Raw genomic sequence first — 25,635 nt, forward strand, 5'->3', positions numbered from 1 at the left:
TATGAAAGCAACTGCGCCGATATCCTTTCTTATTGATAACAGCACGATTTAGGGGGCAGGACCATGAGTATATTCGACCACTATCGTCAACGATACGAAGAATCTAAAGACGAAGAGCTGAGCCTTCACGAATTTCTGGACCTATGCCGGGAAGATCGCAGTGTGTACGCCAATGCAGCCGAACGTTTGTTGATGGCCATTGGTGAGCCTGAAATGATCGATACCGCGCACGAGCCGCGGTTGAGCCGGCTTTTTTCAAATCGTGTCATCTCGCGATATGAAACCTTTGAAGATTTTTACGGGATGGAAGAAGCGATTGAACAAATCGTCTCCTATCTCAAGCATGCTGCACAAGGTCTAGAAGAACGCAAACAGATCCTCTATTTGCTTGGTCCAGTGGGTGGCGGTAAGTCATCACTGGCCGAAAAACTCAAAAGCCTGATGCAGAAAGTACCTATCTACATCCTCACTGCCAATGGTGAACGTAGCCCAGTGAATGACCACCCATTCTGTCTCTTTGATGTAACAGAAGACGGTGCATTGCTGGAAAGCGAATACGGTATTTCTCAACGTTACTTACGTTCGATCATGTCACCTTGGGCAGCTAAGCGACTTCATGAGTTTGGTGGTGACATCAGCAAGTTCAAAGTCGTGAAAGTTCGTCCATCGATTCTTGATCAAGTCGGCGTTGCGAAGACAGAGCCGGGTGATGAAAACAACCAAGATATTTCATCGCTGGTTGGTAAAGTGGATATTCGTCAACTCGAGCATTTCTCACAAGATGACCCCGATGCTTACAGTTACTCTGGCGCATTGTGTAAAGCCAACCAAGGCTTGATGGAATTCGTAGAGATGTTTAAAGCCCCCATCAAAGTGCTTCACCCATTGCTTACTGCGACGCAGGAAGGTAACTACAACGGGACCGAAGGCCTCTCGGCGCTACCATTTGATGGCATGATCCTCGCTCACTCGAATGAATCTGAATGGCAAACATTCCGAAACAACAAAAACAATGAGGCTTTCCTCGATCGCGTTTACATCGTGAAAGTGCCTTACTGTCTGCGTGTGTCGGAAGAAATGAAAATTTACGACAAACTACTGCAAAACAGTGAGTTGTCTTCTGCGCCTTGCTCGCCAAGTACGCTCGATATTCTTGCTCGATTCAGTATCTTGTCGCGCCTAAAAGAGCCAGAAAACTCAAGTATCTTCTCTAAAATGCGCGTCTATGATGGCGAAACGCTGAAAGATACCGATCCAAAAGCCAAGTCTTATCAGGAATACAGAGACTACGCGGGTGTCGACGAAGGCATGAACGGACTTTCAACGCGTTTCGCGTTCAAAATTCTGTCCCGCGTCTTCAACTTTGACCACTCAGAAGTGGCGGCTAACCCTGTCCACTTGTTCTATGTGCTCGAACAGCAAATTGAACGCGAACAGTTCCCGCAAGATCTTGCTGAGAAATACCTTGAGCACCTTAAAGGGTACTTGATTCCAAAATACGTCGAGTTCATTGGCAAAGAAATTCAAACCGCCTATCTCGAATCTTATTCAGAGTATGGTCAGAACATCTTTGACCGCTATGTCACTTATGCCGATTTCTGGATTCAAGATCAGGAATACCGTGACCCTGATACTGGCCAACTGTTTGACCGCTCCGCACTCAATAGCGAGTTGGAAAAAATAGAAAAACCGGCGGGCATTAGTAATCCAAAAGACTTCCGAAATGAAATTGTGAACTTTGTGCTCCGTGCTCGCGCCAACAACGAAGGCAGAAACCCAGGTTGGACAAGCTACGAGAAACTCCGCACTGTGATTGAGAAGAAAATGTTCTCTAACACAGAAGAGTTGCTGCCTGTCATCTCGTTCAATGCGAAAACCTCGACGGAAGAGCAGAAGAAACACGATGACTTTGTCGCACGTATGATGGAGAAAGGTTACACCCGCAAACAAGTACGACTCTTGTCTGAATGGTACCTGCGCGTGCGTAAGTCTTCGTAATCAGGCTGTTAATGAAGTAACGAAATACGGGGGGCTTATGGGGCATTTTATTGATCGAAGGCTCAACGGAAAGAACAAGAGTACAGTGAACCGACAGCGTTTTTTACGCCGTCACAAACGACAGATCAAAGAGTCGATTGCTGACGCTGTAAATCAACGCTCTATCACTGACGTGGATAGTGGTGAGAGTATCACTATCCCTTCTCGTGACATCCGAGAGCCAACGTTCCGACAAGGTAAAGGAGGACAGCGTGATGCTGTCCATCCTGGCAACGACCAATTTATCGCAGGCGACCGCATTGAACGTCCACCGGGTGGCGGCGGTAGTGGCGGTGCGGGTGAAGGCCAAGCAAGCCCAGATGGTGAAGGTCAGGACGATTTCGTTTTCCAAATCTCCAAAGACGAATACTTGGATTTGCTGTTTGAAGACCTTGAACTGCCAAATCTGAAAAAGAATCAAATCACCCAATTGGTGGAGTACAAAACACACCGTTCTGGTTTTAAAGCAACCGGCGTTCCTTCCAATATTGCCATTGTTCGGTCGCTGCAAAACTCGTTGGCTCGTCGAACCGCAATGAGTGCGGGTAAGCGTAGAAAGCTGAAAGAACTGGAAGCAGAGCTTGAAGCCTTAAAACGCTCAGAGCCGGCGCAACCGTTGGAGGAAAAACAACTTCAAGAAGAGATCGACCTGCTCAAAGACAAGATCGCAGCCGTTCCTTTCATTGATACGTTTGACCTGAGATTCAAAAATTACGAGAAGCGTCCGCAACCAAGCAGCCAAGCTGTCATGTTTTGTCTTATGGATGTCTCTGGTTCGATGGACCAAGCAACCAAAGATATCGCCAAGCGCTTCTATATCTTGTTGTACCTCTTTCTCAACCGCACCTATAAAAACGTGGAAGTGGTGTTTATCCGACACCACACACAAGCAAAAGAAGTGGATGAGCACGAGTTTTTCTACTCACAAGAAACGGGCGGCACTATCGTTTCGAGTGCCCTTCGCTTAATGAACGACATTGTCAAAGAACGCTACCCGTCGAATGAATGGAATGTCTATGCTGCTCAAGCGTCGGATGGGGATAACTGGGCAGACGATTCACCAGGTTGCCGTGAGCTGTTGCAAAAACAACTGCTCCCTGTGACTCGATACTACGCATACATTGAAATTACACGCCGTGCGCACCAAACCCTCTGGCGCGAGTATGAAGCACTGGATGAAGCCTATGAAAACTTCGCTATGCAGAATATTCGTTCAGCCGAAGACATTTTCCCCGTCTTCCGGGAGCTATTTAAGAAACAGGTAAGTTAACGCTTACCTCTCTTTTCATACGGCTTTGATATCCAAGGAGGACTTCCATGGCAGTCGCAGCAAAAAACAAAAAGAAGACGCTCAGCGATGGTCCAGATTGGACATTTGATCTTCTGGACCAGTACCACAACGAAATCAAACGAGTCGCGGAACACTATCGACTAGACACTTACGTCAACCAAATTGAAATCATTACCGCTGAACAGATGATGGATGCGTACTCAAGCGTCGGTATGCCAATCAACTACAGTCACTGGTCATTTGGTAAGAAGTTCATCGAAACAGAACGTGGCTACAAGCACGGGCACATGGGGCTGGCGTATGAAATCGTCATCAACTCTGATCCCTGTATTGCCTATTTGATGGAAGAAAACACCATCACCATGCAAGCCTTGGTGATGGCCCATGCTTGTTACGGTCACAATTCATTCTTCAAAGGTAACTACCTGTTCCAAACATGGACAGACGCTGGTTCCATTATCGATTACCTGCTGTTTGCCAAAAAATACATCAGCGAGTGTGAAGAAAAATACGGCGTTGATGACGTCGAAAAGCTGCTCGATTCCTGCCATGCACTGATGAATTACGGCGTCGACCGTTACAAGCGACCGCAAAAAATCTCGATGGCCGAGGAAAAGGCGCGTCAAAAATCACGTGAAGACTACCTTCAAACTCAGGTAAACGCCTTGTGGCGCACCATTCCGACCAGCGAAAAAGTGCGTGAAAAAGCCGTCGAGCGATTCCCGTCGGAGCCGCAAGAAAACATTCTCTACTTCTTTGAGAAGCACTCGCCATTGCTTGAGCCATGGCAGCGTGAAATTGTTCGTATCGTGCGTAAAGTGAGCCAGTACTTCTATCCACAAAAACAAACGCAAGTAATGAACGAAGGCTGGGCCACCTACTGGCACTACACCATATTGAATCATCTCTATGACGAAGGTTTGGTGTCCGATCGCTTTATTATGGAGTTCTTGCACAGCCACACCAACGTGGTAGCACAACCCCCCTACAACAGTAAATACTACAGCGGCATCAACCCTTATGCGCTGGGTTTTGCGATGTTCACAGATATTCGACGTATTTGTGAGTCGCCAACGGAAGAAGACAAATATTGGTTCCCTGAAATTGCAGGCTCAGATTGGTTAGAAACCATGCACTTTGCCATGCATAACTTCAAGGACGAGAGCTTTATCAGTCAGTTTCTTTCTCCTAAAGTGATGCGAGACATGAAATTCTTCGCCGTTAATGATGACGATAAACAGAATTTCATCGAAGTCACTTGTATTCACGATGAAGAAGGATATCGACAAATCCGCGAAAAGCTCTCGGCGCAATATAACCTCGCCAACCATGAACCGAATATTCAAGTGTGGGACGTCGATTTGCGTGGTAATCGTGCGCTAACGCTCCGTTACGTACCTCACAACCGTATCCCTCTCGGTAACTCGCATGAGGAAGTGTTAAAGCATGTACATCGCTTGTGGGGCTTTGAGGTGGTACTTGAAGAAGAAACGACGGATGGAAAAGGGAAGATTATCGCAACGTGTCCGAAGCGTCCTCAGTTCGATCCTGATTTGATTCCTGGCACCTAGCGAGCTTATCGCATAGTGCTTAGCTCTCGTTGCTCACTCAGTGATGCAATGTGCAAGGGGTAGGAACTAAAGTTGAACAACAAAGTATTTAGATAACAAAAAACCGCCAAACTGGCGGTTTTTTTCTGTCTGTCGCATCGTGTCATGCGCTTGGACAATTAGGAAGCAAGAGACGTATTTACGCTTCTTCTTGTTCCATCAGTTTTGCAATGGTATCGCGGTTCACAAACCACATTGCGCCACTTTCACGTCCGTACTGTTTGATACGATCAACCACATCGCCTTGGCGACCTTCAACCGAAATACTAAGTAAGTCGCGATAGAACTGAAGAGCCAGTTCGCAAGCGCGCTTGTCCATGAAGTAGTAGCCACCAACGCGTGAATAGATTTTACGCATACCGTTCATGGTCAACACATAGACTTTGTTGCCAGATAGTTGAGCCATACCTTGGAACAGCATGTAGTCGTAATGGTTGAATGCACGACCACGGCACACAGCTTCACAAACATCAGTGTCGATTTTGCCAAACGAATCAAAAATCTTTTTAACGTCTTGTTGAATTGCAGGCTTCTCTTCTACCGTTTCAACAAAGCTCGCAAAGCTATCGCTCGCCAAAAGGGCTTCACAACGGCTTATCACCTTTTCAATCAGCGCGGTGCATGCTTGTGCGTCATTTTTCACCGCATATCGCATGTACACACCACCAATATCGGTGCGCGCAGACAGCAGGTTCTCAAGAACGCCATGAACATCTTCACCCTCTAGCGTAACCAAAGTATCTAAGATATTCAGGCCAGAAGTATTCATGTAATCATTAACACGCGTTGGTTTGCCGTGTTGTATCGTCAACCAGCCATCACGAGCCAAACGTTGAAGTACTTCACGCAGCGTTGTACGAGTCACTCCAATCAGTTCTGACAGTTCACGCTCAGCAGGAAGAATTGAACCTTGAGGAAAATGATTATTCCAAATGCTCTCGATAATGTATTTCTCAGCAAACGTTGCCGGGCTGTCCGCCTTTATAACCATTGAGTGTTGTTTCCAAGTTGCTTCTTATTTTGATTAATAACTCATCATACCACTGAAGGTTACCACCTAGAAACCTATGAGTGCCCTCGCAGACTCGCATTTCCCCGTGATTTGACGTCATACATCACAGTTAGCTAAATAACCTGACGTAACATCCGCATTCCCCAAAAGGAACATTATCAAACATATTTCTATCAACATTCATCACACAGAAGAGGCTTTTCCATTGCCAAATGAGGCTTTTGACCACCTTCTTTGTCTAAACGCCTGAATAAATGTTCACTTGTAAGCAACGTACTATTTAACCTTGATCCGCATCACTGTATACAACCAGACTCACGCATAGAATAAGCGCGCCCAAATGTTACAAGGTATTTCGACACGAGGCGATTCACGTTTCGTTTTTTCGTAACATACTCCAGTAATTTAATTAACATGCAAAGGATTGTTGACTGTTTGGAAAGTCGCTGTATTGTGTGCTCCGAGTTTGCCTATGCGATGGGTTTCAATGGCGTTTTATTGCCGAGTGATTGAACATTCGCATGTTTATTTTGCTTGATTTAGCAGCGCGTCATAAAAGTGAAACCTGACCATCTCCAAACGCAACAGCTTGTTTACATCTTCATTTCAAGCCCCCAAGAAGACTTGCTTTTTCTATAAGAACAGAGACAAAGACATGGCCATTACGCTAAGGAATGCTTTTACTAAGAACTTTCTCGGTAAAGCGCCCAATTGGTACAAAGCGGCGATTATCGCGTTTTTGATTATCAACCCTATTGTTTTCGCAATTGACCCATTTGTTGCTGGTTGGTTGCTCGTCGTAGAATTCATTTTCACGTTAGCAATGGCACTGAAATGCTACCCTCTTCAGCCAGGCGGCCTGCTCGCTATTGAAGCTGTTGCTATTGGGATGACAAGCGCAGATACCGTCAAACACGAGTTGGTTGCTAACTTTGAAGTCTTGCTGTTGCTTATCTTCATGGTGGCTGGCATTTACTTCATGAAGCAGCTTCTGCTGTTTATGTTTACCAAAATACTGCTTGGTATCCGCTCTAAATCCATGCTGTCTCTTGCCTTCTGTGCCGCAGCTGCACTGCTTTCAGCATTCTTAGACGCCCTAACCGTTATTGCCGTTATCATCAGCGTTGCTGTCGGTTTCTACTCTATTTATCACCGCGTTGCATCGGGCGGGTCTGCAGACAATGACCATACTTCGGATGATCATCTTGGTGATGACCTAAGCCGTGATGACTTAGAGCAATACCGCGCATTTCTTCGTAGCTTGCTAATGCATGCCGGTGTCGGTACCGCGCTTGGTGGTGTAATGACCATGGTAGGCGAACCGCAAAACCTTATCATTGCAGAAAAAGCCGGTTGGCAATTTGGCGAATTCATCATTCGCATGTTGCCTGTCACGCTACCTGTTCTTATTTGCGGCCTCATCACCTGTGTGGTGGTCGAGAAGTTCCGTCTGTTTGATTACGGCACAAAACTGCCAGAAAACGTGCGTAACATCCTATTGGAATTCGATGCAGGCGAGCGCGCCAAGCGCACGAATATCGACGTTGCGAAATTGATCGCTCAAGCGTGTATTGCAGTTTTCCTTGTGATTGCGCTGGCAATGCACCTTGCCGCTGTGGGTCTGATTGGTCTAACCGTTATCATCCTAGCAACCTCATTCACTGGCGTGATTGACGAGCACCACATCGGTAAAGCATTTGAAGAGGCTCTGCCATTCACTGCGTTACTTGCCGTATTTTTTGCGGTCGTTGCGGTAATCGTTGACCAAGAACTCTTTACCCCAGTGATCGCTGCCGTATTGCAAATGGAAGGTGGTGCACAGCTCACCATGTTCTATATTGCGAACGGATTGCTTTCTATGGTGTCTGATAACGTATTCGTGGGAACCGTCTACATCAACGAAGTCAAATCTGCGTTGACGGAAGGCATGATTACCCGCGAACAATTTGAGCTGTTGGCAGTCGCAATCAATACCGGTACGAACCTTCCATCAGTCGCAACACCGAATGGCCAAGCCGCGTTCCTATTCTTGCTAACATCGACACTGGCGCCACTGCTGCGCTTGTCTTACGGCAAAATGGTTTACATGGCATTGCCATACACCATTGTGATGGGCTTGGTGGGTTTGGCAGGTATCGAACTGTTGTTGATTCCAATGACGGATTGGTTCGACTCGTTAGGTTGGATCTCACTCGGTACAGTTGAAGCGGTTGGCGCAGTAACTACTGGTCATTAAGTATTGATTTTCTGTCCAATAAACCTTTGAATATCAAAGTCCCACAATTAGGTGGGGCTTTTTTGTTTTAAAACGGATTTATAACCTATGTTGTCCTACTTCAATCAAATATCTCGCGGTCGCGGTGCATGGTTTTTGCTGATGCTGTCTGCATTGGCTTTCGAAGCTTGTGCGCTGTATTTCCAGCACATCATGAATCTTGCGCCATGTGTCATGTGTATTTATGAACGCGTTGCCATGGTAGGTGTTCTTGGAGCTGGCCTCATTGGTATGATCGCACCTAGCAACGGTTTGGTCCGCTGGCTCGGCCTTGCGGCATGGGGCGTATCGACAGGATGGGGACTCAAGCTCTCCATTGAACACGTTGGCTACCAATTCCCAGACCCGAATGATCTTTTCGGCGCGACCTGTGACATCTTCGTTTCGTTCCCGTCTTGGGCACCTCTCAACCAATGGGTTCCGTGGATGTTTGAAGCCAGCGGTGATTGCAGCAAGATCGTATGGGAATTCATGACACTCACTATGCCACAGTGGCTAGTGATCATTTACGGCGCAATGCTTGTCGTATTTGGGCTTGTTGTGCTGTCTCAGTTCTTCGGTAAACCGCGTGATCGTCGCTTGTTCTAACCAAGCACACCAGAATTAACCCAATAAAAATCCCAGCTTTATGCTGGGATTTTTATTGCTCTATTGTCTTCCACTGCCTTCAAGCAAACTGAAGGTGCTTAACCAGCGGTAAGTCAGCACCACTAAAGCAATAGCGGTCGAGTTCATTCGGTAAGACCCAAGCCATGGCTTGATGACAATGCAAAGTGATATCGCCAGCCACGGCCTTGCAACGGTAGCTGCACAAGAGTATGGACTTCGCAGGGTAGTGGTGAAGCGTTTCAACTAAGAAGTCGTCCACCGCAACACTCAGCCCTAGCTCTTCCATCAACTCACGCGCTAACGCTTCTTGCTCCGTTTCGCCCGCTTCGACTTTGCCGCCCGGGAACTCCCAAAGACCCGTTTCGCCGTCCACGCCGTGGCGTTGTGCGATCAACACGCGGTCGCCCTCGGTGATCACACCCGCAACGACAAGAATGGGAGTTAGGGTCATTTACCGCAGCACTTCTTGAATTTCTTCCCACTTTTACACGGGCAAGGATCGTTGCGACCCACAGACTTGTAAGGGTTCACAGCGCGAGCACCAGAGCCTTGTTGAACTTCGTCCGCAGCAAGGGCCACTTCATTAATCATCAAGGCTAATTGCTGATAGTATTTTTCTGGCGATGGCAGCGATGCAAGCCCTGCCTCTTCCATCTGTGCCAGCGTGCCTTGTTCATCGTGAAGGAACAGCATAGTGGTCATCAACGCTGACAACATACGTCGACTACCATCTGAAACGCTAACTTCCTGCCAAGCAGGTTCAATGTGCGGCCAAACCGCTAGGAAGCCTTCAGCAAAAGCCTGATGACCATCATGACGTGCAGCTTCAAGCGAAAGGGCTTGTGGCAATGCATATTCATGCTTCATTAACGCCACATATTGTTGTTCGAAGCGCAACATGATCGCGTGTTTTTGCTCTGTCGTAAGTGGCTCGATGTTGTCTTCATCCACGCCGCCAGTCAGCAAAATAGGCTGCCATAAATCAGGATCAAGCGGCGCAGGTGATAGGTTCGCAGCAAGCAGCGCACCTTCAATAAACGTCGCGGGCATGCCTGCCCAGTTATCAGGCAGTTCAACCATTGTTGTCATTGCAGTTCTCGAAAAATAAAGTTGTCGATATTATATACCCAAGTAACCTGAAGATGCAGGATTCAGCGAGCATAGAGACCGAAAACCGAAAACTCCCCCATCCCGCTTAACACGGCTATTCACACAAAATTGGTGCTGATTTTAACGTGCAATAGTTCGCGTTTTATCAAATATTAGCGCTAACATCTTGAATCTTTTTGCGCAAACCGTGGTAGCCTTAGCGGCGACAGAATACGAAAGGAAATTCTCTTGCCATCGTCTCGAAGTGTCATTCTTGCCGGAGCCACAGGCTTGGTTGGTGACGAGTTGTTACATCAATTATTGGGTGACCCAAACGTGACGCATATTCACGTTGTGACGCGTCGCCCCATTGCTGTCGTATCAGAAAAAATCATCGTTCATCAGAGTCCAGATTTATCGGTCACCCATTGGCAACCCCAATGGCCTGTGCCGTTACAAGGCTACATTTCTCTGGGAACCACAAAGCAGCAAGCAGGATCTAAACAGGCGCTAGAAGCCGTTGATTATCAATTGGTGGTGAAGGTCGCACGTATGATGGCAGTGATGGGCGTCAAGCACCTCGCGGTCGTCTCTAGCCTGTTTAGCCACCCTTGGTCTCCATCTCACTACTTGCGATGCAAAGGCAGAATGGAACGAACGGTTTCCGAGATGGGCTTTAAGCGTTTTTTGATTGCGCGCCCTGGTCCATTACTGGGCGAGCGGGATGCACCAAGAAAAGACGAACAAATGCTTCAGCGAATGATGCCTGCCCTGTCGCCTTTTCTCGCGGGCCCTCTGGCAGATTTAGAGCCCGTTGAAGCTGTACGCGTTGCTCGCAGCATGATTTCCGTCTTATCAGAAGAAAGCTGGCCGGGTCGAACAGACAGACGCACTCTTTCAGGTCGAGTCCTTAATCAATACTGATCCTGCTGTAACATCACGAATATGAATGCAAAAAAGGCAGACGTGACGTCTGCCTTTTTTGTTAACGCGTGACAGCATCAATACAGTTAGGCGAATGCTTCGGCTTCACCATAACGCTCGATACGTTTTTCAACGTCATTAAGCGCCGCAACGATGATGTTTAAAATCTGTTGCTTGTCTTTCAATTGACGAATTTCGGCAAACAAAACATTCGATTGTGGGTACTGCACCTGTAAATACCTGAACCATTGCTTCACGCGGTTCGCGTAGTACAAGCCCTTGTCGCCACGAATTTCAAATTCGGAGTAGCGAACCAACAGCGCCAACACGGCGTGCCATGACATCATAGCTTCACCACGTTTTATATGCGCGCCAAGGTTAGGTACATTCAACGCACCACGACAAACCATCAGGGTGTCGCAGCCCGTTACTGCCTGACAACGCAATGCATCTTCTTGGTTCCAAATGTCACCGTTCGCTGTGACAGGAATACGCAAACGCTGAGTGATATCACCGATCAAGTCCCAACGTACCGTACCCGGTTTATACGCATCGGCTTTGCTTCGGCCATGAACCACAATTTCATCTGCACCCGCCAACTGCACGGCATCGACAATCTCGCGATACGACGAACAATCGTCGAATCCCAATCGCACCTTAGCACTGACAATGTTGCCAACTGGTACAGCATTGCGCACCGCTTTGACCACTTGAAACAGCTGTTCAGGGTCTTTGAGTAACGCCGCCCCGCCTTTGCTGCCATTCACAGTTTTAGACGGACAGCCAAAGTTGATATCCACCCCCGCCGAGCCCAGTTCGATCACTTGCGCCGCGTTCTCCGCCATGTATTGCGGTGATTGGCCAAGCAATTGAACACGCACCGGCGTTCCTGACGTGGTTTTGCCACCCGCTTCGAGTTCAGGACACATACGGTGATAAACACGTGGCGGCAGCAGCGCATCAACAATACGCACAAATTCGGTGACACACAGATCGTAACCGTTAATTTCGGTCAGCATTTGACGCATCAAAGCATCAAGCACGCCTTCCATCGGACCAAGAACGAGCTTCACGCTTATTGGCCTCGGTTTGGATGATTCAGAATGTGGTCTTCCCAATCAATCACATCGATTTCGTAAACCACTTTCTCGCGCACAGATTCATCAGCGGCGTGCATGGCATCTTTTGAACCCGTGATCAGCGGGTGCCACGCAGGTAGAGGCTTGTCTTCTGCCAGCAGGCGATACGCACAGGTATCTGGTAGCCAGTAGAATTCTTCAATTTTGTCACGGGATAGCTTCAAGCAATCTTCGTCGTAGCTAAAGCGATTCGTGTAGTCTTTACATGAGCACGTTTTATCGTCGAGCAGGCTGCACGCGATATTGGTGTAATAAAGCTGTTCGGTATCTTCATCAATCAACTTATGAAGACAGCACTTACCGCAACCGTCGCACAGCGATTCCCACTCTGCATCCGTCATATCAGTCAGTGTTTTTTGTTCCCAGAAAGGTGTCGTCATGTTCGTTTATACCGTTGATGTTGAGATAACGCTTAGAGGCGCCCGTTATACCACCCAGCCCAAAAAGTTCAAGGACTATCCCACTTCAAGCAGAGTGACACCAAGCCCTAGACCAATAATCAGCAAGTTATAAACGCTTTTTGCGAAAAGCATGATGGAGTGATAATGTGCGCGCCTTATCGTTATTGAGTGTTGGGCGCGTTAGATGAAAGAGCAAGAAATAAGCTGCCGTTTAGGCTGTGGGGCATGTTGTATTGCGCCAAGTATTTCATCCCCCATTCCAGGTATGCCTAATGGCAAACCCGCCGGTGAAAGATGCATTCAGCTGAATGACAACAATTTATGCAAGATATTCGGCCAGCCAGATCGCCCAGCGGTATGCAGCCAATTCAAGGCCGACCGAGATATTTGTGGTGGTTCTAATCAATACGCGATTGATGTGTTAACCGAACTAGAAACCCTCACCTAACGAGAGTGGCTCTCTGCGGCTTCTTCTTCCGTGAGTTCACGAATAATACGCGCCGGATTTCCTGCAGCCACCATGTTATCGGGCACAGATTTAGTCACCACACTGCCCGCGCCAATCACGCAATTTTTGCCAATGCTGACCCCTGGCAACACAATCACGCCGCCCCCTAACCAAGCATTGTCCCCGATGGTGATGGGCAAACCATACTCTTCCAAATTAACGACCCGACGCTCAACATCAAGCGGATGCGTTGCTGTCAGTAACTGTACGTTGTTTGCCATCATGACACGATTGCCAATACGAACGGGGGCGACATCTAATATCGTGCAGTTGAAATTCATAAACACATCCTCACCAATCTCGGTGTGAATGCCGTAATCACAAAAGAAAGGCGGCTCGATATAGACGTTGTCTGCCGCGTTCGGCAACAAATCGCGCTTTGCGGTTTTCCACTCGTCGCTGTCAGGAATACTTTGATTGAATCGACGCATCGCCTCTCGGCAACGCATTTTATCCGCCACTAATTCTGGGTCACTGGCAATATATAGTTCGCCACTTAGCATTTTTTGCTTTTCTGTTTTCATTTTTCCCGCTTCTTTGCGCACACTCCACAATAGACAGAGAACATAACCTAAACCGGAGATACCATGCTGAGATCTTGGTTCGCCTTCTTACTCTTAATTGTTGGTTTAGTCGGCTGCGCATCGTCTCCGCCTCCGATGTTGTTCAGTACGTCATCAAATCAATGCGAACAAAGACTTCATCACTTTTATCAAGGTGTAGAAGACGCTCGAGACTATGCACTGCCTTACCACTATGACCCACGCTTTCCCCATCTGGCATTTGACCGCCTGAGTGCTTCTCTGGCTCATTCGCTAACGGACGAAGCTTCACGGGTCGAGTGGCTGGGTTATGTGTCCAAGCTTGGTCAAGATCAGCTCGCCACACTCTTGGCCTTAGCGGCGAACATCGAGGATACAAAACGTGTCGTGCTAACCCAATGCCAGCAAGCACTTACGAAAGACAGTGCTGACAACGATGCCTTCTGGCAATCCATCCAAGAACACGCCCCGACGATTCCCACTGCGTATCAACACTGGAAGCGCGTGCTTGGCGCTTATCCGATTGCCAGCATCGTCGCACAATCTCGCATTGAACAAGAGCAAGCACACATTCAGGCTGATTTTGGCCGCCCCCTTGCCCATCCATTCAGTTACAGTGAAACGCGTTCTCGACTGTCATCCGGACAGATTGAGAAAATGATGGCAAAGGCTAGTCAGCCTTCGGAGCTCAACTGGCCGATGTTGAGCGAAGCGCAATCGCAACAACTCCTCAATCATTACTCGCCCATCGTGACGGTTGAAACGCTGTCACAAGATGATTTACCGGGCGCGTTGGAACTCGATAATCACAGCAAACCCATCGTCAACACTGAACGACCGCTCATCTATCGCTCCGTTTCCTACACACGATTTGACGGAGAGATACTGCCGCAACTCAACTATGTGCTGTGGTTTAAAGCCAGAACCGCAAAAGGTGCGTTTGACCCCTATGCTGGAGAGTTAGATGCCATTAACCTTCGCCTAACGTTAGACAAGCATGGCGCTCCACTCATCTTTGATTCCATTCACCAATGTGGGTGTTTCCATATGGTGTATGCATTGAATCCAACACTGCGCTTTACCAAGAGCGATGACGAGCGTCCTATCGAAAGTGACCTACCTGCGCCCACGAGCAATGCCCGCTTAGCCGTCTCTCTGACAGGCGGTGACCATATGATTAATCATGTGAGTTTTACCGATAACATACCCGCCAGCATTGAGCTTGAACCACGCCAACTGCAGTTATTGTTCACGTTAAAAACCCCGGATGGCGAAATCAAAAGCCCCTTCAACCGCCACGGTGTTATCGACGCAAGTGCTCGAGGTGAGCGCTGGTTCTTATGGCCGTTTGGCGTTCGCTCACCCGGCGCAATGAGACAACAAGGCGCACACGCGATTGCGTTCGTTGGAGAACGTCATTTTGATGATGCGTTTCTTTTTGATGAGTTGCTGGAGCGCGTTGAAAACACTATCGAATAGCGTGGCTGAATAGCAAGAAGCAAGAAGCAAGAAGCAAGAAGCAAGAAGCAAGAAGCAAGAAGCGAGAAAATCGTGGTTCTGAAAGCAAAAAAGCAAGCCATTTAGGCTTGCTTTTCTCTCATCACCCCAAAGGGCAAATCAACCGTGTACTTAGTGTACGTGGCCGTGTTCAATTTCTTCTTGAGTCGCGTCACGCACTTCACGTACCACGCCTTCAAAATGCAGCACCAAGCCAGCGAGTGGGTGGTTACCATCAATGGTCACTTGGTCACCATCAATGTCTGCGATAGTGACTTGGATGTCACCTTGTGGGCCTTGAGCATTGAAGACCATACCGACTTCAATTTCTTCAACGCCTTGAAACACGCTTTTCTCAACAGTTTGGATCATACCGTCGTTGCGTGGGCCGTAAGCATCTTCAGGTTGAACTACCGCGCTGAAGTCATCGCCTTCCGCTTTACCCGTTAACGCATTTTCCAAACCAGGAATAATATTGCCCGTGCCGTGCAGATACGCGAGTGGTTCTTTCCCTTCTGAAGAATCAATCACTTGGCCTGATTCGTCTTTTACCGTGTAATCGATTTTTACGACTTTGTTATCTTCAATCATCATGCCATCCTTTGTCGGCAACGAATATATGCATCTGAAACTCTGACAGATACCGACTCCCATTTAGGCGGGACACTTTGACTCTAACACAGTGATAATGTCGCTAGGGTTTCAGGCCCAAATCAATGGGATCGAATTGGAAAAAACGTGAACTTCGGCAAATCCAAAAACGGAATGGTTGCAACATTCCGTCTGTCTTTCGTCACCCATCTAGCGCCATAGTGATTTTAGAGGGTCATCTGGGCTAAATCGATGTGCGACTTGCGCCTGCAACAACTCCGCTGTCGCTAGAGCATCTACCAGTGCATTGTGGCCTTGATAGAAGGGCAAATTGTAGCGACGACGACTGTCTGCCAAACGGATTGATGTTAACGGACGACAGAAGAGGCGCGACCACAGTTTCTGTCTTGGTTTACGATGGAACCATGATTCTATTTCCAGTGTATCAATCACAGGGAACATCAACCCTTCACCCAGACGCTGCTTAATCGCCGTGTCGATGAACTCTCGCTCAATGCGACGATAGTGCACCACCACGATCTTGCCTTCCAGTGCAGCCAACACCTCTTCAAGAATACGACGTAAATCTGGCGCATCACTGATATCAGAGTGAGTGATACCATGAAACACCACAGACTCTTCATTCAAGGCTTTACGTGGCTTCACTATCCAGTGTTTGGCCTCTCGACAATGAATACGTGACAGCGTAAAAGGCACTAAACCGACACTGATGATTTCACTTTTCGTTGGATCGAGTCCCGTCGTCTCCAAATCTAACGCAACGAACTCCACTTCAGAAAGCGGCATCTCTCCGTTCGTATTCGTCACGTCATAAAAACGCTTTAACAAAGGGACTTTCGCTTTTTGTTTCAGCCGAGCAATCAGTGTGGGCCAATCTGGCCCAACATTGGCGTATCCGACTTTCTTAGGAGGTTCAAGATATAACATGATGCCTCCTAATTGCTGCGGTTCGGCTGATAACGATACTTCAAGAACTTCTGCGCATTGCTCAAGATCTCAAAAGCATCTTTCAAGTTTCGGCGTTCGAATTCAGACAAATTATCCGGCTCGATGTTGTTGTCAGGCTCAGTTTCAGTGTCAACGTCCAACGCTTGGTGACGGATACGCACGGTGGAGATGAACTCCATCGCATCACGCAAATCTTCACCTCGCCCTTTCGGCAAAATACCCGCTTCGATAATGTCATCAAGGCGCTCAAACGAATTTTGAGAACGTGAATCGACAGCCAGCGCATGCACACGAATAAGATCCGCTAAAGGTGCGGTGCCACGACGTTTCAAGTTCATCGAGTTCTTGTGGCGACCGTCTTGTTCCATCACAAAGTTCTTGAAAAAGCCTAGCGGCGGCGTGCGGTTCAGTGCGTTTCTCGCCATGCAGGCCAAGAAGCGATTGTTACGGCGAGCGCGGCGTCCGATAAAGGCTTTAAGCGTTTCCGCCCAATTGGTTGCGCCATGCACACCGTCAAGGTCAAAGAAAATACTGCTGTTGAGCAGTGATTTCGGATTCGGCTGGTCAATCCAATCGGCAAAGCAGGCCTCCCATTCGGTGCGCGTTTTACGCCACTCTGGGTTGGTCGCCATGATGTTACCGGTACAATAGCTGTAACCACAGCGCGCAAGGCCATCACTCACAAACTTCGCCAAGTTGGCAAAATATTCGTCATGCTCTTTCGGATCGAACTTGTCGTCCAAGATCATGGCGTTGTCTTGATCGGTCACGATCAGCTGCTCGTCACGAGCCATAGAACCCAATGCCAAGAAGCAATAAGGCACTGGCGGTGGCCCAAATTCTTCTTCGCCCAGCTCAAGTAAACGTTGTTTGAAGCTGCGGCCAATCACTGCCATCGCAGAGCCAATCATGTGGGAGTTGGCATCTTCAGAGACCATGCGTGAGAAGCACGCAGGCACGCCTTTGGCAATGACTTCGAGATCATCAACCGATTGCTGACGATAGATGCTGCTCACGATAACAAGGCTGCTTTGCGATTCGTATCGAACAATATCAGACAGCGCGATAACACCCACTGGCTTCTGATGACGAAGGATCGGCAAGTGATGCAGATTATTTCTCAGCATCGTCAGCATGGCCTCAAACACGTAAGCGTTGTGATCGAGGGTAATCAATTGTGGCGTCAGTATCTCGGAGACAGGGGTTTCATAGGGCAAACCCAAAGCAATCACGCGGGAACGTAAATCACGATCGGTAATAATCCCCACCGTTCTCGTGGTCTCTTGGTTGTCTTCATCCACCTCGGTGGTCATCACCAACAAGGAAGACACCCCTTCTTCGGTCATGATCTGAGCGGCTTGCTGAATGGTGGCTTCGCGCTCGACGGTCACAGGGTCGCGAATAATTAGCGAGCTGACTTTAGAGGTGGTGAGATCGTTGCTATCGTTATGACTTTCAACCGCTTGACGCAGGCGCGTTGTATCTTCGGTTTCCATGAAATCAGAAAACACTTCGAAACGTTCAAAAAGATCGTCAAACACTGCCGCAGGAATGAAATACACCAAGCTGTCTTCAATCGCTTTGGCGGCATAACGAACACGGCGGTTCATCAATAGGCCCCATTGCCCGAAGATCCCGCCTTCAGACAAACGGTTAAACAGCTCACCGTTTCGGCGGTATATTTCTAATACGCCACTTCGCACCACACACAAATCATTGATGGGCACGCCGTATTCGTACAATTGTGTTTCTGCACGGAAATAGGAGATTTCGACCTGCTTTGCAACGTCGTCGACAACCTCTTCTGGCAATGCATCAAAAGGGGGGTGTTGCTTGAGAAACGCTGCGATTTCGATTTGTTCCGCTTCCATTAATTCTCAATCTCTTGGGAGCCATCTTGGCTCACTCTTAACCAGACGAAACAGGGCAGACTCACCCCCACGCAACCATTCACGTTGCGCGGGAACAAACCTGCCCCATTACTTACACCTGATTGCGTTTAACCGCGGGGTTCAGACATCAATCCCTTGATTAGCGACACACAGGCAACTAACAAAACAATGGTGAACGGGAAGCCCGTAGATACCGCCATCGCCTGCAAGGCAACCAAACCGCCACCCAGCAGAAGAACAACGGCAACCAAGCCTTCAAACGTACACCAGAACACGCGCTGAGGCATCGGCGCGTCAACTTTACCGCCCGCTGAAATGGTATCAATCACTAGCGAGCCAGAATCTGATGAGGTAACAAAAAACACAACCACCAGAATAATACCAATAAACGAGGTCACTTGTGCCAAAGGCAATGCATCTAGCATGGTGAACAACTGAAGTGGTAGTGCCGATTCCGTGACTGCCATATAGCCGTCGTTAACCACTTGGCTAATGGCTGTTCCGCCAAATGCCGTCATCCAAAGGACACATGCGGCTGATGGAATGAGCAACACACAAATGATGAATTCACGAACCGTACGACCACGCGAAACACGCGCGATAAACATACCGACAAATGGTGACCATGAAATCCACCATGCCCAATAGAACGCAGTCCAACCTTGGGAGAAGTTGGCATCTTCTCGCCCAAACGGCATCGAAAGTGCTGGGAGGTGTTCAATGTAAGAGACCATGTTACCGAAGAAACCGGTCACAATCGCAAGGGTCGGCCCCATGATAATCACAAATACCAGCAACGCCATCGCCAACATCATGTTGATCTCAGACAACCGCTTCACACCGGCATCCAGACCTGCGGCGACCGAAATCAGTGCCAAACCGGTAATGAGCGTGACCAAAATAATCTCGGTCGTGGTTCCCAGCGGAATACCAAACAAATAGTTCAAGCCCGCTGCGGCTTGCGAAGCACCAAACCCTAGCGAGGTCGCCAAACCAAATAAGGTGGCAACGACCGCCAAAATATCAATGATATGACCCGTCCAACCCCAAACACGCTCACCGAAAAGTGGGTAAAACACAGAACGCATGGTGAGCGGCAAGCCTTTGTTGAACGAGAACAGCGCCAAGCCTAGTGCCAAAATGGCGTAGATTGCCCAAGGGTGAAGACCCCAATGATAGATAGTGGCGGCCATGGCCAAATCTGCAGCGGCGGCAGCATCACCGGCGGCTGCACCTAATGGCGCCCAGTCTGTTCTCACCCCGTTTTCAACGGATGTGCCGCCGAATGAGGATGCATAGTGGGATAGCGGTTCAGATACGCCATAGAACATCAAACCGATGCCCATACCTGCGGCGAACAGCATCGAGAACCAACCGGGATAGCTGTAATCAGGCTTTGCTTCTGTCCCGCCAAGACGCACTTTACCTAATGGACTAACAATCAAAAACAGACAGACAACGACAAAAATGTCGCCCGCGGTCAGAAAAAACCAATCAAGGTTTGAGGTTAACCAACCACGAATATCGCCAAATACAGGCGCAACGTCTTTTTGGAAAGCGAGAGTGACAAAGACAAACAGCGCGATAGAAAGACCTGATATAAGGAATACGCGGTTATGAATGTCTAGCCCGAGTGGGCCAATTTTTAGTGCTATGTTGTCTTGACCCACCTGATAGTCGGTGTCGATGGGACTCACCTCACCGTCAGGCTTCATTAACTCTTCATGACTTTTATCGCTCACAGTAAACTCCTTTGTCCGTTTTGCGAGTTATACAGTCAATGACGTTGAATATGCTTGGGAGGAATCCCAAAGAGACATCTGTTGATGTCAGGCATATTGAACGCTCACTGGCAGACCGAAGACTCTAACATACCCTTAGTGTTCAATGCTTAAATGCGGCGTGCGTTAATGAGAAAAATCTCGCCACCTGCTGCATTTACAGTCAATCCAAACGGTAAATGCACCAACAAGTGACATTTCGCGCCACTAACAAGCATAGAACCCTAAACAATGAATACGCGTGTCTAACCAATGATATTGTTATCCGCTCGTCGCATTGGCGTGTTATGCAAATGCGTCTCTGAGGATCGTAATTCAGTCAATGTGTCACTTTGAGTTCAAAACAAACAAGGCAGAAGAGGTTGCCGTTTGCCCACTGTGAAGCGGTGTCGCGATACCTGACGAATCTGAAATGCTGCCATCCAAATTGTTCAGGTATCGATAAAAAAATCCGGACGCTATCGTCCGGATTTTTTTGATGTTACGAATGGTCTACGAACGAGGCTCTGACATCAGTCCCTTCACCAAGGAGAAGGCACAAAGCAGAAGAACGATACCGAACGGTAGACCCGTCGACACCACCATTGCTTGGAGCGCAGAAAGACCGCCACCCAGCAACAGAGAAATCGCAACCAAACCAACGAACGAACACCAGAAGATGCGCTGTGGTACTGGAGAGTCCACTTTACCACCCGCAGAAATGGTGTCGATAACCAGTGAACCTGAGTCTGACGATGTTACAAAGAACACCACAACCAGAATAATACCGATCAACGACGTCACGCTGGCTAACGGCAAGCCGTCCAACATAGCAAATAGCTGCAATGGCAATTCTGCATCCACCACGGCACGGTAACCATCTTGAACTTGTTCAATAGCGGTTGTACCGAATGCTGTCATCCACATCACACACACTGATGTTGGAATGATCAATACGCAGATGATGAATTCACGCACGGTACGACCACGAGAAACGCGAGCGATAAACATGCCAACGAATGGAGACCAAGACATCCACCACGCCCAGTAGAACGCAGTCCAACCTTGAGAGTAGTTAGCATCTTCACGACCAAATGGCATTGACAGTGCAGGCAAGTTTTCGAAATACGCGCCCATGTTTGACACTAGGCTGCTGAAAATAGAAAGCGTTGGGCCTACTGCGATAACAAACACCATAAGCAAGGTTGCCATCAGCATGTTGAACTCAGACAGACGCTTCACGCCCGCATCAAGACCTGCAACCACTGAACTCAGCGCCAGACCTGTGATACCAATGATCAGCACGATCTGCGTTGGCGTGCCATTAGGAATGCCAAACAGATAGTTAAGACCCGCAGCCGCTTGTGAGGCACCAAAGCCCAACGACGTTGCTAGACCAAACAAGGTCGCTACCACTGCCGTGATATCAATGATGTGGCCCGGCCAACCCCAAATACGCTCGCCAAAAATCGGGTAGAACACTGAACGCATGGTCAGTGGCAAGCCTTTGTTGAACGAGAACAATGCCAGGGACAGAGCAAGCAGCGCATAGATAGCCCAAGGGTGAAGACCCCAGTGGTAAATCGTTGCTGCCATACCAAGATCTTTTGCTGCTTCAGCGTTACCCAACGCACCACCTAGTGGCGCCCAGTCGGTACGCATACCGTTGGCTTCAACAATGCCGCCAAACGAAGCAGAGTAATGAGACAGAGGCTCAGACACACCGTAGAACATCAAGCCGATACCCATACCTGCTGCAAACAGCATTGAGAACCAACCGACATAGGTGTAATCCGGTTTCGCTTCCGTACCACCGAGACGTACCTTACCAAGGGGACTAACAACAAGGATCAGACACAAGATAACGAATACGTTACCTGCACCGATGAAGAACCAATCCATTTGTGACGTCAGTGTGTTTCTCATCTCACTAAAAACGGGACCGACAGATTGTCGAAAGAGAAGAGTGACAGCGACGAAGAGCGCTATCATTGAACCAGAAATAACAAATACGCGGTTGTGAATATCTAAACCAAAAGGTCCAATCTTCACTGCAATGTTATCTTGACCGACTTGATAATCCGTATCAATCGGGGTCACTGCACCATCCGGTGACATCAATTCATCGTGACTTTTATCACTCACAACGATAACTCCATTTAAAAATAAAAAACAAAAAGCACTAAAGTGTTGTGCTTCAAAATAACCACAAAATATCCACCGGAAGAACCCAGCAGTAAAGTGAAATAATATGATGGTGACAATCGAAAATATTTCACAAAAGCTTGTGCTAAACTTTTTTGAAATACTTGTCTAGAAAGACACCCAAACTAGAAACAACGAATTAACAATATGACGACACAACATCAATAAAAGGTTTCTACATGTTGATTGCTATTGTTTACACGAGCGAATCACTCTTTGACTTTGATATGGAAACACTCAAAGCCTTGATGGTTCAAAGCCGAGTTAACAACACAAAGCACGGTATTACCGGTCTTCTTCTCTATCGCGAGCGTGAATTTATCCAAGTGCTCGAAGGTGAAGAAGAGGACGTAAACAGTGCTTATCAACACATCAAGAATGACTTCAGGCACAAACGTGTCGAAGCCATCTTCAAAGAGCCTATCGAGCGTCGCTATTTTCCCAATTGGTCAATGGGATTATGCCGCGCTGAAAAATCAGCAACGCTTAGAGACAGACCGTTATCAGACCTCAAATACGATAAAATCTCAGTTTACAAATTGCTGCATGAGTTCAAGCGAGGGGACATGTAACGTCACCCCTCTCCACAACTCACTCTGCATTTTGTTTCTTCACTACTCACCAATGGATAACGCCAACTTTCGCTGGCGTTATCTATGCCAATGCTTACTGGTCATTCGTGACCATGTTTATTGCATCGACGGTTTAAACACGATTTTCTCGTCTTCTTCGCCCGCTTTCATGTCGTTATATCGGTCAAGATCCAACGCATCTTCACTCTTGGCCACAATACATGTCACCGCACAGTCACCCGTGATGTTTACCGCGGTGCGAATCATATCCAGAAGACGGTCAACACCCATGATCAAGGCGATACCTTCTAGCGGAAGACCCACTTGGTTCAATACCATCGCCAACATCACCAAACCAACACCCGGCACACCCGCCGTACCAATCGACGCCAGTGTTGCCGTCAGAATCACCGTCATGTAATCCATCAGTGTCAGATCGACGTTAAACGCCTGCGCAATAAACACGGTCGCAACACCTTGCATCATCGCCGTACCGTCCATGTTGATGGTCGCGCCGAGAGGGATGGTGAACGAGGCAATTTTGTTGTCTGCGCCCATACGGCGTGTCGCGGTTTCCATCGACACAGGAATGGTCGCGTTTGAAGAAGCGGTAGAGAACGCAAACATGATCGCGTCTTCCATTTTCTTTAAGAAGGTGATCGGGCTAAGGCCAGCAAACACCTTCAACAGCGCGGTGTATGTCACAAGGGCATGCAAAATCAGTCCGCCCGCTAGCACAAAGAAGTATTCTGCAAGACTCAGAATCGCCGACAGACCCAATGTGGTGAAGAGCTTCGCCATCAAACAGTAAACACCGTAAGGTGCTAGGTTCATCAGCAGCGCAACTAACTTGAGGATCACTTCGTTCATGTCGCGGAAGAAAGCCGCGATGCGTTCACCCGGCTTACCCGACGCACTGATCGCGATACCGAATAGCACGGCAAAAATAATAATTTGTAGCGTATTACCTTCAGCCATTGAACTGATTGGGTTCGTTGGGAACATGCCCACAATCACTTCACCCAAGGTTGGTGCTTCTGCTGCTTTAAAGCTAGACGCCGCCGTTAAATCCGCGCCTTTACCTGGGCCAAACAACAGTGCAAGGCTCATGGCGAGCGTGATAGCAAGCGCAGTGGTACCCAGATAGAACATCAGGGTTTTGCCGCCTAAACGCCCCAAGGTCGCAATGTCTTTCAATGCGCTCGTGCCGCAGACCAAAGAGACAAACACCAATGGCACTACCAGCATCTTTAAGCTGGCAACAAAGATTTGTCCGCCAACATCAAATAAGCCATTAACGATGTACTCGTTAACAAACCCTTCATCGGCAAAAAGAAAGCGAATCGCAAATCCCGTCGCGATACCCATGACCATACCCACTAAGACACGAGTCGTCAGGGACATCTTGTTTTTCTCTGCATTCATCGTCGAACACTCCATTTCATGATTTACGTGCTTGTCACATACAAGGCGCAAAGAGATTAACAGTGGTTATACAAATTGAGATACATCACGAATGCGAGACAAATCACCAAATGTGTTGCGTATCACATATTTCCATGTGACCGGTAACATTTAATACCCAAAGCGAAAACAAAAAAGACATTATTGTGTCTATTTTTTGTTCAGCAAGCATTTGATGTAACGAAGGAAAGTGATAGAAGATAACGACTTTGGATTCAATTTCTAGGGGTATTGAACCGCCAAAACGGTGTCATATCGTCTCGCACTGCCCGTCCAAATCGAAGAAAATTGACCGCGAAAATTTATCCATTATCATTAGATAAATAAGCAAAATTTATAGAGAATCCATGCTGAATCCCAAATGGCTCATCACATTCGAAACCTTGGCCGACACCCAAAGTTTCACCAAAACCGCAGAATGCTTGTTCATGACGCAGCCTGGGGTCAGTCAGCACATCAAAAAACTAGAGGACACGTTAGGCGAAACGCTGATTTTTAGGGAGGGCAAGCAGTTTGAGTTAAGCCAAGCCGGCACGCTGCTTAAACATTACATCGCATCACAAAAACAGCTAAAAGAGTCGTTTCTCGCCCAACTCAAAGACGACAATCCCAACCAAGGGCCCATTCGAATTGCGTGTTCCGGCGCCATGGCAATGAAGCTCTACCCCTTGCTACTGGCTCATCAGCAACAGCATCCAGATTTATCTGTCCACATTGAAGCTGCACCCGCCTCGCGCATTCATGCCCTGCTCATGGATAACCAGATCGATATTGGGATTAGCACGCAACCTATTAGCCACCCATCTATCGAAGAAACGCTCATGGGAAAAGAGTCTCTGTGTTTGGTGGTACCCGCAGCCAGTCAGGTCGATCCACATGATTATCTTGCGCTGTGCGAGCTGGGGTTTATCCAACATCCCGATGCCAGTCAATACGCGGATTTAGTGCTCTCGAAGAATTACCCTAAGCAATATAGAGGGTTAGATGGGTTTCGCGACAAAGGCTACGTGAACCAGCTGGCACAAATACTACTGCCAGTTTCACAAGGGCTAGGTTTTACCGTGTTACCTGGCGGAGTGGTCGATAGTTTTGTAGATAGAGACAAACTGAGTTGTCTCACCCTGCGTCACCCTGTCTATCAGCAGGTGTATCTTGCGCAGAAGCGCTACCGGAATTTGCCTCAGCGTTATGCAAAGATCATTGAAATCATTGAAGTCGCACTGGCATAAAAAAACCGCTCTATACCCA

22 protein-coding genes are annotated in these 25,635 nt (G+C 48.0%); 10 read left to right on the forward strand and 12 right to left on the reverse strand.

Going from position 1 to position 25,635, the window contains the following annotated elements:
* Positions 1-63: 63 nt before the first annotated feature.
* From Q365_RS0108015 to Q365_RS0108025, 3 genes are read left to right on the forward strand one after another with little or no spacing between them, the layout of a single operon-like run.
* Positions 64-1,998: a PrkA family serine protein kinase gene (locus Q365_RS0108015; protein WP_028022854.1), complete on the forward strand. Its 1,935-nt coding sequence runs from the start codon at positions 64-66 to the stop codon at positions 1,996-1,998.
* A gap of 37 nt (positions 1,999-2,035) precedes the next feature.
* Positions 2,036-3,307 carry a YeaH/YhbH family protein gene (locus Q365_RS0108020; RefSeq protein ID WP_028022855.1) on the forward strand — a complete coding sequence of 424 codons (1,272 nt, stop codon included), beginning with the start codon at positions 2,036-2,038 and terminating at the stop codon, positions 3,305-3,307.
* 47 nt (positions 3,308-3,354) lie between these two features.
* Positions 3,355-4,899 carry a SpoVR family protein gene (locus tag Q365_RS0108025; RefSeq protein ID WP_028022856.1) on the forward strand — a complete coding sequence of 515 codons (1,545 nt, stop codon included), beginning with the start codon at positions 3,355-3,357 and terminating at the stop codon, positions 4,897-4,899.
* A gap of 178 nt (positions 4,900-5,077) precedes the next feature.
* On the opposite strand, the gene fadR is transcribed toward Q365_RS0108025, so the two are convergent.
* Positions 5,078-5,929 (reverse strand): fatty acid metabolism transcriptional regulator FadR, encoded by an 852-nt coding sequence (fadR, locus tag Q365_RS0108030; protein WP_028022857.1) that lies wholly within the window; start codon positions 5,927-5,929, stop codon positions 5,078-5,080.
* Between the two features lie 676 nt (positions 5,930-6,605).
* Between fadR and nhaB the strand changes: the two genes are divergently transcribed.
* Both nhaB and dsbB read left to right on the forward strand, forming a co-directional pair.
* On the forward strand, positions 6,606-8,186 hold the full coding sequence (gene nhaB / locus Q365_RS0108035) for a Na(+)/H(+) antiporter NhaB (protein WP_028022858.1): 1,581 nt from the start codon (positions 6,606-6,608) through the stop codon (positions 8,184-8,186).
* An 87-nt stretch (positions 8,187-8,273) separates the two neighbouring features.
* On the forward strand, positions 8,274-8,813 hold the full coding sequence (gene dsbB / locus Q365_RS0108040) for a disulfide bond formation protein DsbB (RefSeq protein ID WP_028022859.1): 540 nt from the start codon (positions 8,274-8,276) through the stop codon (positions 8,811-8,813).
* A gap of 79 nt (positions 8,814-8,892) precedes the next feature.
* Here dsbB and Q365_RS0108045 read toward each other — a convergent pair whose 3' ends face one another.
* Both Q365_RS0108045 and Q365_RS0108050 read right to left on the reverse strand, forming a co-directional pair.
* Positions 8,893-9,285 carry a (deoxy)nucleoside triphosphate pyrophosphohydrolase gene (locus Q365_RS0108045; RefSeq protein ID WP_028022860.1) on the reverse strand — a complete coding sequence of 131 codons (393 nt, stop codon included), beginning with the start codon at positions 9,283-9,285 and terminating at the stop codon, positions 8,893-8,895.
* Positions 9,282-9,923 (reverse strand): YecA family protein, encoded by a 642-nt coding sequence (locus Q365_RS0108050; RefSeq protein ID WP_028022861.1) that lies wholly within the window; start codon positions 9,921-9,923, stop codon positions 9,282-9,284. Before Q365_RS0108050 ends, Q365_RS0108045 begins: the two co-directional genes overlap by 4 nt.
* Before the next feature lie 249 nt (positions 9,924-10,172).
* On the opposite strand from Q365_RS0108050, the gene Q365_RS0108055 reads away from it, so the two are divergent.
* Complete coding sequence (locus Q365_RS0108055) at positions 10,173-10,847, forward strand: Rossmann-fold NAD(P)-binding domain-containing protein (RefSeq protein WP_028022862.1); 675 nt, start codon at positions 10,173-10,175, stop codon at positions 10,845-10,847.
* Between the two features lie 86 nt (positions 10,848-10,933).
* On the opposite strand, the gene dusC is transcribed toward Q365_RS0108055, so the two are convergent.
* Positions 10,934-11,920 (reverse strand): tRNA dihydrouridine(16) synthase DusC, encoded by a 987-nt coding sequence (gene dusC / locus Q365_RS0108060; protein WP_028022863.1) that lies wholly within the window; start codon positions 11,918-11,920, stop codon positions 10,934-10,936.
* Between the two features lie 2 nt (positions 11,921-11,922).
* Positions 11,923-12,366, reverse strand: a complete 444-nt coding sequence (locus Q365_RS0108065; protein WP_028022864.1) for a YcgN family cysteine cluster protein — start codon at positions 12,364-12,366, stop codon at positions 11,923-11,925.
* A 205-nt stretch (positions 12,367-12,571) separates the two neighbouring features.
* On the opposite strand from Q365_RS0108065, the gene Q365_RS0108070 reads away from it, so the two are divergent.
* Positions 12,572-12,835, forward strand: a complete 264-nt coding sequence (locus Q365_RS0108070; RefSeq protein WP_028022865.1) for a YkgJ family cysteine cluster protein — start codon at positions 12,572-12,574, stop codon at positions 12,833-12,835.
* Here the strand turns inward: Q365_RS0108070 and Q365_RS0108075 are convergent.
* Positions 12,832-13,419, reverse strand: a complete 588-nt coding sequence (locus tag Q365_RS0108075; protein WP_028022866.1) for a sugar O-acetyltransferase — start codon at positions 13,417-13,419, stop codon at positions 12,832-12,834. The two genes, Q365_RS0108070 and Q365_RS0108075, sit on opposite strands and share 4 nt — an antisense overlap.
* Before the next feature lie 63 nt (positions 13,420-13,482).
* Here Q365_RS0108075 and Q365_RS0108080 point away from each other — a divergent pair, with 63 nt between their 5' ends.
* Positions 13,483-14,916: a hypothetical protein gene (locus Q365_RS0108080; RefSeq protein WP_035024666.1), complete on the forward strand. Its 1,434-nt coding sequence runs from the start codon at positions 13,483-13,485 to the stop codon at positions 14,914-14,916.
* Positions 14,917-15,066: 150 nt separating this feature from the next.
* On the opposite strand, the gene Q365_RS0108085 is transcribed toward Q365_RS0108080, so the two are convergent.
* The 5 genes from Q365_RS0108085 to Q365_RS0108105 all read right to left on the reverse strand — a co-directional run bounded on the left by Q365_RS0108085 (position 15,067) and on the right by Q365_RS0108105 (position 22,291).
* A complete protein-coding gene (locus Q365_RS0108085) occupies positions 15,067-15,525 on the reverse strand; it encodes an FKBP-type peptidyl-prolyl cis-trans isomerase (RefSeq protein WP_028022868.1) in 459 nt (152 codons plus the stop codon).
* Positions 15,526-15,735: 210 nt separating this feature from the next.
* On the reverse strand, positions 15,736-16,473 hold the full coding sequence (locus tag Q365_RS0108090; protein ID WP_028022869.1) for a 3'-5' exonuclease: 738 nt from the start codon (positions 16,471-16,473) through the stop codon (positions 15,736-15,738).
* Positions 16,474-16,481: 8 nt separating this feature from the next.
* Complete coding sequence (locus tag Q365_RS0108095; protein WP_028022870.1) at positions 16,482-18,365, reverse strand: DUF294 nucleotidyltransferase-like domain-containing protein; 1,884 nt, start codon at positions 18,363-18,365, stop codon at positions 16,482-16,484.
* Positions 18,366-18,493: 128 nt separating this feature from the next.
* The gene (locus tag Q365_RS0108100) at positions 18,494-20,128 is read right to left on the reverse strand and encodes a BCCT family transporter (RefSeq protein ID WP_028022871.1); all 1,635 of its coding nucleotides are present in this window, start codon (positions 20,126-20,128) and stop codon (positions 18,494-18,496) included.
* 531 nt (positions 20,129-20,659) lie between these two features.
* A complete protein-coding gene (locus Q365_RS0108105; protein WP_028022872.1) occupies positions 20,660-22,291 on the reverse strand; it encodes a BCCT family transporter in 1,632 nt (543 codons plus the stop codon).
* A 239-nt stretch (positions 22,292-22,530) separates the two neighbouring features.
* Here Q365_RS0108105 and Q365_RS25555 point away from each other — a divergent pair, with 239 nt between their 5' ends.
* Positions 22,531-22,923, forward strand: coding sequence for a BLUF domain-containing protein (locus Q365_RS25555; RefSeq protein ID WP_051563775.1), 393 nt, complete (start codon positions 22,531-22,533; stop codon positions 22,921-22,923).
* 117 nt (positions 22,924-23,040) lie between these two features.
* Here Q365_RS25555 and Q365_RS0108115 read toward each other — a convergent pair whose 3' ends face one another.
* Positions 23,041-24,348 (reverse strand): dicarboxylate/amino acid:cation symporter, encoded by a 1,308-nt coding sequence (locus Q365_RS0108115; protein ID WP_028022873.1) that lies wholly within the window; start codon positions 24,346-24,348, stop codon positions 23,041-23,043.
* A 386-nt stretch (positions 24,349-24,734) separates the two neighbouring features.
* Here Q365_RS0108115 and Q365_RS0108120 point away from each other — a divergent pair, with 386 nt between their 5' ends.
* The gene (locus Q365_RS0108120) at positions 24,735-25,616 is read left to right on the forward strand and encodes a LysR family transcriptional regulator (protein WP_028022874.1); all 882 of its coding nucleotides are present in this window, start codon (positions 24,735-24,737) and stop codon (positions 25,614-25,616) included.
* The last annotated feature ends 19 nt before the right edge of the window (positions 25,617-25,635 follow it).

The sequence above is a fragment of the Enterovibrio calviensis DSM 14347 genome (assembly GCF_000621165.1).
GTDB lineage: Bacteria > Pseudomonadota > Gammaproteobacteria > Enterobacterales > Vibrionaceae > Enterovibrio > Enterovibrio calviensis.